Here is a 6782-nt window from a genome sequence, read left to right on the forward strand (position 1 = left end):
TCGTCCTTCGGCTCGTGTTTTACACGGGCTGGGGCTGCGCGGCGGCCGTGAGCATGCCGGCGATGTCGGCGGGCTCGGACGGCCGGCCGAACAGGTAGCCCTGACCGTGGTCGATGCCGATGCGGCGCAGGGTCTCCCACTGCTCGTCGGTCTCGATCCCCTCGGCCACGGTCTGCATCTTCAGCGCCTGGCCGAGACCGGCCACGGCGTCGACCAGGGCGACGTCGTCCTCGTCGATGTGGACCTCGTCGACGAACGTCTTGTCGATCTTGATGACGTCGACCGGGAGCTGCTTGAGGTAGCTGAGCGACGAGTAGCCGGTGCCGAAGTCGTCGATGGCCAGGCGCACGCCGAGGCGGCGCAGCGCGTGCAGCGTCTCCTTGGCCGCCTCGATGTCGGCCATCAGCATCGACTCGGTGATCTCCAGGGTGAGCGAGGCGGCGTCGAGGCCGGCGTCGGCGAGCGCGGCGGCGACGTCGTCGACCAGGCCCGCGTACTGGAACTGACGGGCCGACAGGTTGACGTTGACGTGCAGCCCGGCCGCTTCCGGCGTCTCGGCCCGCCAGCGGGCCAGCTGGGCGCAGGCCTGGCGGAGCACCCAGCGGCCGAGCGGCACGATCAGGCCGTTGGCCTCGGCCCCGGCGATGAAGTGGTACGGGCCGAGCAGCCCATCGCGCGGGTGCTGCCAGCGGACGAGCGCCTCGACCGCCGTGAGCCGTTGCGTGTGCATGTCGACGACGGGCTGGTAGAGCACGCGGAACTCCTCGTGCTCCAGCGCGTGCTCGAGGTCGGCCCGCTGCTGCGCCTCCTCGAGCACCGACATGGTCATCGTCGGGTCGAAGATGGCGTACGCGTTCCGGCCGGCCCGCTTCGCCGCGTACATCGCCAGGTCGGCATTGCCGAGCAGTTGCTCGGCGCAGACCACGCCCGCGTCGGCGGGATCGCAGGACGGCGACGTGGCGATGCCGACGCTCAGCGTGCAGGTGATGTCCCGGCTGGCCAGCCGGATCGGCTCGCGGGCGGTGGCCAGCAGGCGCTCGGCCAGCCTCGACGCGTCGGCCGGGTCGAGGTCGCGCAGCAGGATGGCGAACTCGTCGCCGCCGAGCCGGGCCAGCACGTCGCCGGGGCGCACCTGGGCGCGCAGCCGCTCGGCGATCGTGGTGAGCAGGTCGTCGCCGGCGCTGTGCCCGAGGTTGTCGTTGACCAGCTTGAAGTCGTCGAGGTCGAGCAGCAGCACGGTGATCGGCTTCTCGCCGGTGGTGGCGACGGCCTCCTCCAGCTTGCGGCGGAACATGGCCCGGTTCGGCATGCCGGTGAGCGAGTCGGTGAAGGCCTGGCGGCTGAGCTGCTGCTCGAGCTCGCGGCGCTCGCCGATGTCGCGCAGGCTCACCACGACGGCCTGCAGGTCCGGGTCGTTGATCCAGTTCGTGCCCATGACGTCAACGTAGACCCACCGGCCGTCGGCGTGGCGCAGCTTCGACTCGGTGCGCTCGCTGCGGCCGATCGGCAGCCCGAGCATGGTGTTCAGGAAGTCGCGCACGCCGGCGACGCGGTCGTCGCCGATCAGGTCGTAGAGGCGCTTGCCGGTGAGGTGCGCGGCGGGGTAGCCGAGCAGCTGCTCGACCGACGGGCTCACGTACTTGAGTGTGCTGTCCCGGCCGACCGCCAGGACGGCGTCGGCCGAGGCCTCGAGCAGGGTCTCGGCCCGCTGCTCGGCGGCGCGCCGGCGGGCGTCGAGGCGGCCGCGGCTCTGCGCGTTGATCGCGGTGAGCGCGATGACGCAGCAGTACATGGCGAGCACGACGGCGGCCGTGGCCGGGCCCAGCCGCGCCTGGCCCGGCAGCAGCAGGGCGTAGCCGACGCCGGTCAGCACGCCGAGGAGCACGACGGTCCGGGGCGGCCAGACCGCGGCCGCCGCCATCAGCAGGAGCACGGCGGCCGGCACGTACAGCGTCATGCCGCGCGAGTCGGCGAGACCGAACAGGAACAGGATCGGCAGCTGGCCGTACCACCAGAGCATCAGCCGGGCGCGGAAGCGCTCGCTGCGCACCAGCCGGTTCCACGGGAGGCGGGTGGCGGCGACCTGGAGGGCGACCGCGGCGATGACCGGGATCAGCCACCAGTGCCGCTCGGCCGGCCAGCTCAGGGCGATCCGCAGCGCTCCGATCGAGGTGATCACGGCGGCGATCCACGCGCCGATGCGAATCTGGCGGGACCAGTAGTCCGCCGTGTGATCGTCAAACTCCAGTCGCCGCACGGGCCGTCAATCGGCCGGACCATTCGCTACTTGAGCGGAAATGCCGCCCATGACAAATGTCAGTGGCTGAGTGAGTGCTCGCTCAGTTAGAGTCTGCTCTCGTGGAGAACAGGCGTAGACGGGTCCCGGCGCTCGCGCCGGAGGAACGCCGGGCGGCGCTGATCGCGGCGACCATCCCGCTGCTGCACGAGCACGGTCTCGAGGTCAGCACCCGGCAGATCGCCGCGGCCGCGGGCGTGGCCGAGGGCACCATCTTCGGCGTCTTCGAAAGCAAGAACTCGCTGGTCGTGTGCTCGGTCATCAAGGCGCTCGACCCCGAGACGACGCTCGGCGGGCTGGACGCGATCGACCGGTCGCTGCCGCTGCGCGAGCGGATGTCCGAGGCGGCCGAGCTGATCCACTCCCGGATGGCCGAGAACGCGCAGCTGATGACCGCGGCCCGCAAGCTCATTCTGGCCGGGCAGAACGACCCGGACACGATGGCGCGGATGGCGTCGAGCCGGGAACGGCTGCGGGACGCGCTGGTCGCGGTGATCGAGCCGGATGCCGCGCTGCTGCGCCGCCCTCCACTGGCGGTGGCGCAGATGCTGCTGCTGTTCTGCGGCGCCAACACGTACGGGCCGTTCGGCGATCCGGAGAACTTCCGCGGGGCCGATCTGGTCTCGCTGCTGCTTGACGGGCTACTCATCCAAGAAAAGGACAAGCGGGGGGCTCAGTAGAAGTGCTCATCCAACTGCTGCGTGGCCACTTACGGCCGTACAAGAACGCGATCGGCCTGGTCGTGCTCTTCCAGTTCATCCAGACGCTGGCGACGCTCTACCTGCCCACGCTGAACGCCGACATCATCGACAACGGCGTGATCAAGGGCGACACCGGCTATGTCATGCGGATCGGCGCCGGCATGCTCGGCATCACAGTCCTGCAGATCGCCGCCCAAGCCGTCGCCGTGTACTTCGGCGCCCGTACGGCCATGGCGGTCGGCCGCGACGTGCGCTCCTCGATCTTCACCCGGGTCCAGCAGTTCTCGGCCCGCGAGGTCGGCCAGTTCGGCGCGCCGTCGCTGATCACCCGGACCACGAACGACGTGCAGCAGGTCCAGATGCTGGTGCTGCTCACGTTCACGCTGATGGTCTCGGCGCCGATCATGTGCGTCGGCGGCATCGTGCTGGCGCTCCGGCAGGACGTGCCGCTCTCCGCCCTGCTGCTGGTCATCGTCCCGATCCTGGTGATCGTGGTGGCGCTGATCATCGTCCGGATGCGGCCGCTGTTCCGCTCGATGCAGGTGCGGATCGACAAGGTCAACCAGGTCATGCGCGAGCAGATCGCCGGCATCCGGGTGATCCGCGCGTTCGTCCGCGACGAGCGCGAGCAGGTTCGCTACTCGGGCGCGAACGACGAGCTCACGGACGTCTCGCTCAAGGTCGGCAAGCTGATGGCGCTGATGTTCCCGACCGTCATGCTGATCGTGAACATGTCCAGCATCGCGGTGCTGTGGTTCGGCGGCCACCGGATCGACAGCGGCGAGATGCAGATCGGCGCGCTCACCGCGTTCCTCAGCTACCTCATGCAGATCCTCATGTCGATCATGATGGCCACCTTCATGTTCGTGATGATCCCCCGCGCCGAGGTCTGCGCCGAGCGCATCCGCGAGATCCTCACCACCGAGTCCAGCGTCGAGCCGCCGCGCGCGCCGGTCACCACGCTGAGCCGGCACGGTTTCCTGGAACTGCGCAACGTCGGCTTCCGCTACCCCGGGGCCGAGGCGCCGGTGCTCTGCGACGTCTCGCTCACCGCCCGGCCGCGCGAGGTCACGGCGATCATCGGCAGCACCGGCAGCGGCAAGACCACGCTGCTCAACCTGGTTCCCCGGCTCTTCGACGTGACCGACGGCCAGGTGCTGGTGGACGGCGTCGACGTTCGCGAACTGGACGAGAAGCTTCTCTCCCGTACGGTCGGGCTCGTCCCGCAGAAGCCGTACCTGTTCACCGGGACGGTCGCCACGAACCTGCGCTACGGCAACCCGGACGCCACCGACGAGCAGTTGTGGGAGGCGCTCGAGATCGCCCAGGCCCGGGAGTTCGTCGAGCGGATGGACGGCGGGCTGGACGCGCCGATCGCCCAGGGCGGCACCAACGTCTCCGGCGGCCAGCGGCAGCGGCTCGCGATCGCCCGGACGCTGGTCGCCGACCCCGAGGTCTACCTCTTCGACGACTCGTTCTCGGCGCTCGACTACGCCACCGACGCGGCGCTGCGGGCGGCGCTGACCGAGCACATCGCCCAGGCGACCGTGGTCGTGGTCGCCCAGCGGGTCAGCACGATCCGCGACGCCGACCGGATCATCGTGCTCGACGACGGCCGGGTCGCCGGCACGGGCACCCACGCCGAGCTCATGGACAGCAATTCGACGTACCGGGAAATCGTTCTTTCCCAGCTCACCGAGCAGGAGGCCGCAGCGTGACCGCCCCCGTTCGCCGTCCCGGTCCGCCCGTGGGCGGACCGCCCGCCGCTCGCATGATGATGGGCGGCGGCGCGCCGACCGAGAAGCTCCAGGACTTCAAGGGCTCCACCAAGCGGCTCCTCGGGCTGCTCAAGCCCCAACGCGCCCTGGTCGGCCTGGTGCTGTTCTTCGGCATCTGCAGCGTCGCGCTCTCGGTCTCCGGGCCGCGCCTGCTCGGCCACGCCACCGACATCATCTTCTCCGGCGTCGTCGGCAAGCAGGTCCCGGCCGGCGCCACCAAGCAGCAGATCATCGACGGGCTGCGGGCCCAGGGCGAGAACACCCGGGCTGACCTGCTCTCGTCGATCGACTTCACCCCGGGCCAGGGCATCGACTTCACCAAGCTGGCTCACCTGCTCGCCTGGGTGGCGGTCGTCTACCTGTGCGCGTGGGTGTTCGGCGTCCTCCAGGGCCGGCTGACCGCGACCGTCGTGCAGCGGGCCGTCTACCGGCTGCGGGAGGAGGTCGAGGCGAAGCTGTCCCGGCTCCCGCTGTCGTACTTCGACCAGCAGGCCCGCGGCGAGGTGCTGAGCCGGGCCACCAACGACACCGACAACATCGCGCAGACCCTCCAGCAGACGTTCGCGCAGCTGATCACGGCCCTGCTGATGATCATCGGCGTGCTCGGCTTCATGTTCTGGATCTCCTGGGTGCTCGCGCTGATCGCGCTGGTCACGGTCCCGGTGTCGATCCTCGTGACGACGTTCATCGGCAAGCGCTCGCAGCCGAACTTCGTCGCCCAGTGGGGCACGACCGGCAAGCTCAACGGTCACATCGAGGAGATGTTCACCGGGCACTCGCTGGTCAAGGTCTTCGGCCGGCAGAACGAGGCATTGAAGACCTTCGACGAGCACAACGACAAGCTGTACGCGTCGAGCTTCCGCGCCCAGTTCATCTCGGGCCTGATCCAGCCCAGCATGATGTTCATCAGCAACCTGAACTACGTGCTGGTGGCGGTGGTCGGCGGCCTCCAGGTGGCGTCCGGCAACCTGTCGCTGGGCGAGGTGCAGGCGTTCATCCAGTACTCGCGCCAGTTCAGCCAGCCGCTGACTCAGGTCGCCTCGATGGCCAACCTGATCCAGTCCGGCGTGGCGTCGGCCGAGCGGGTGTTCGCCCTGCTCGACGCCCCCGAGCAGTCGGCCGAGGCGCCCTCCGTCGATCTCGGCCGGGCCGAGGGCCGGGTGGCGTTCGAGGACGTCTCCTTCCGGTACGCGCCGGAGAAGCCCCTGATCGACCACCTGTCGCTGTCGGTCTCGCCCGGGCAGACGGTCGCGATCGTCGGGCCCACCGGCGCCGGCAAGACCACGCTGGTCAACCTGATCATGCGGTTCTACGACGTCGACTCCGGGCGGATCACGCTGGACGGGGTCAACATCAACGACATGCCGCGCGAGGAACTGCGCGAGCAGATCGGCATGGTCCTGCAGGACACGTGGCTGTTCGGCGGCACGATCGCGGAGAACATCGCGTACGGGGCCGACTCGTTCGACATGGACGCGGTGCGGGCGGCGGCCGAGGCGGCGCACGTCGACCCGTTCGTGCGCATGCTGCCGGACGGCTACGACACGGTGATCGACGAGGAGGGCGCGAACGTCAGCGCCGGGCAGAAGCAGCTGATCACCATCGCCCGGGCGTTCCTGGCCGAGCCGAGCATCCTGATCCTGGACGAGGCCACGAGCTCGGTCGACACCCGTACCGAGGTGCTGATCCAGCGGGCCATGAACACGCTGCGCAGCGGCCGGACGAGCTTCGTGATCGCCCACCGGCTGTCCACCATCCGCGACGCCGACGTGATCCTGGTGATGGAGCACGGCAGCATCGTCGAGCAGGGCAGCCACGACGAGCTGATCGCGGCGGACGGGGCGTACGCCCGCTTGTATTCCGCGCAGTTCGCCCAGGCCGTCGCCGAGGTGGATTGATCTATCGAATGCGGCGGGGGGGGGGGGGGGGGGGGGGGGGGGGGGGGGGGGGGGGGTGGGGGGGGGGGGGGGGGGGGCGTGCGAACTGAGGGGGGGGGGAGCAGAAGAA

General features: G+C 69.8%; 4 protein-coding genes. 3 read left to right on the forward strand and 1 reads right to left on the reverse strand.

Annotated features, from left to right (window positions below):
* Positions 1-19: 19 nt before the first annotated feature.
* Positions 20-2257, reverse strand: a complete 2238-nt coding sequence (locus ACZ6TB_RS44160) for a putative bifunctional diguanylate cyclase/phosphodiesterase (RefSeq protein WP_465566361.1) — start codon at positions 2255-2257, stop codon at positions 20-22.
* Between the two features lie 101 nt (positions 2258-2358).
* Here ACZ6TB_RS44160 and ACZ6TB_RS44165 point away from each other — a divergent pair, with 101 nt between their 5' ends.
* Genes ACZ6TB_RS44165 through ACZ6TB_RS44175 form a run of 3 tightly spaced genes read left to right on the forward strand, consistent with a single transcriptional unit; the run spans position 2359 to position 6673 of the window.
* Positions 2359-2976, forward strand: a complete 618-nt coding sequence (locus ACZ6TB_RS44165) for a TetR/AcrR family transcriptional regulator (RefSeq protein WP_465566364.1) — start codon at positions 2359-2361, stop codon at positions 2974-2976.
* 2 nt (positions 2977-2978) lie between these two features.
* Positions 2979-4715 (forward strand): ABC transporter ATP-binding protein, encoded by a 1737-nt coding sequence (locus tag ACZ6TB_RS44170; protein WP_465566367.1) that lies wholly within the window; start codon positions 2979-2981, stop codon positions 4713-4715.
* Positions 4716-4768: 53 nt separating this feature from the next.
* Positions 4769-6673, forward strand: coding sequence for an ABC transporter ATP-binding protein (locus ACZ6TB_RS44175; RefSeq protein WP_465566374.1), 1905 nt, complete (start codon positions 4769-4771; stop codon positions 6671-6673).
* Positions 6674-6782: the final 109 nt, after the last annotated feature.

Source organism: Actinoplanes sp. NPDC051537 (genome assembly GCF_055586105.1).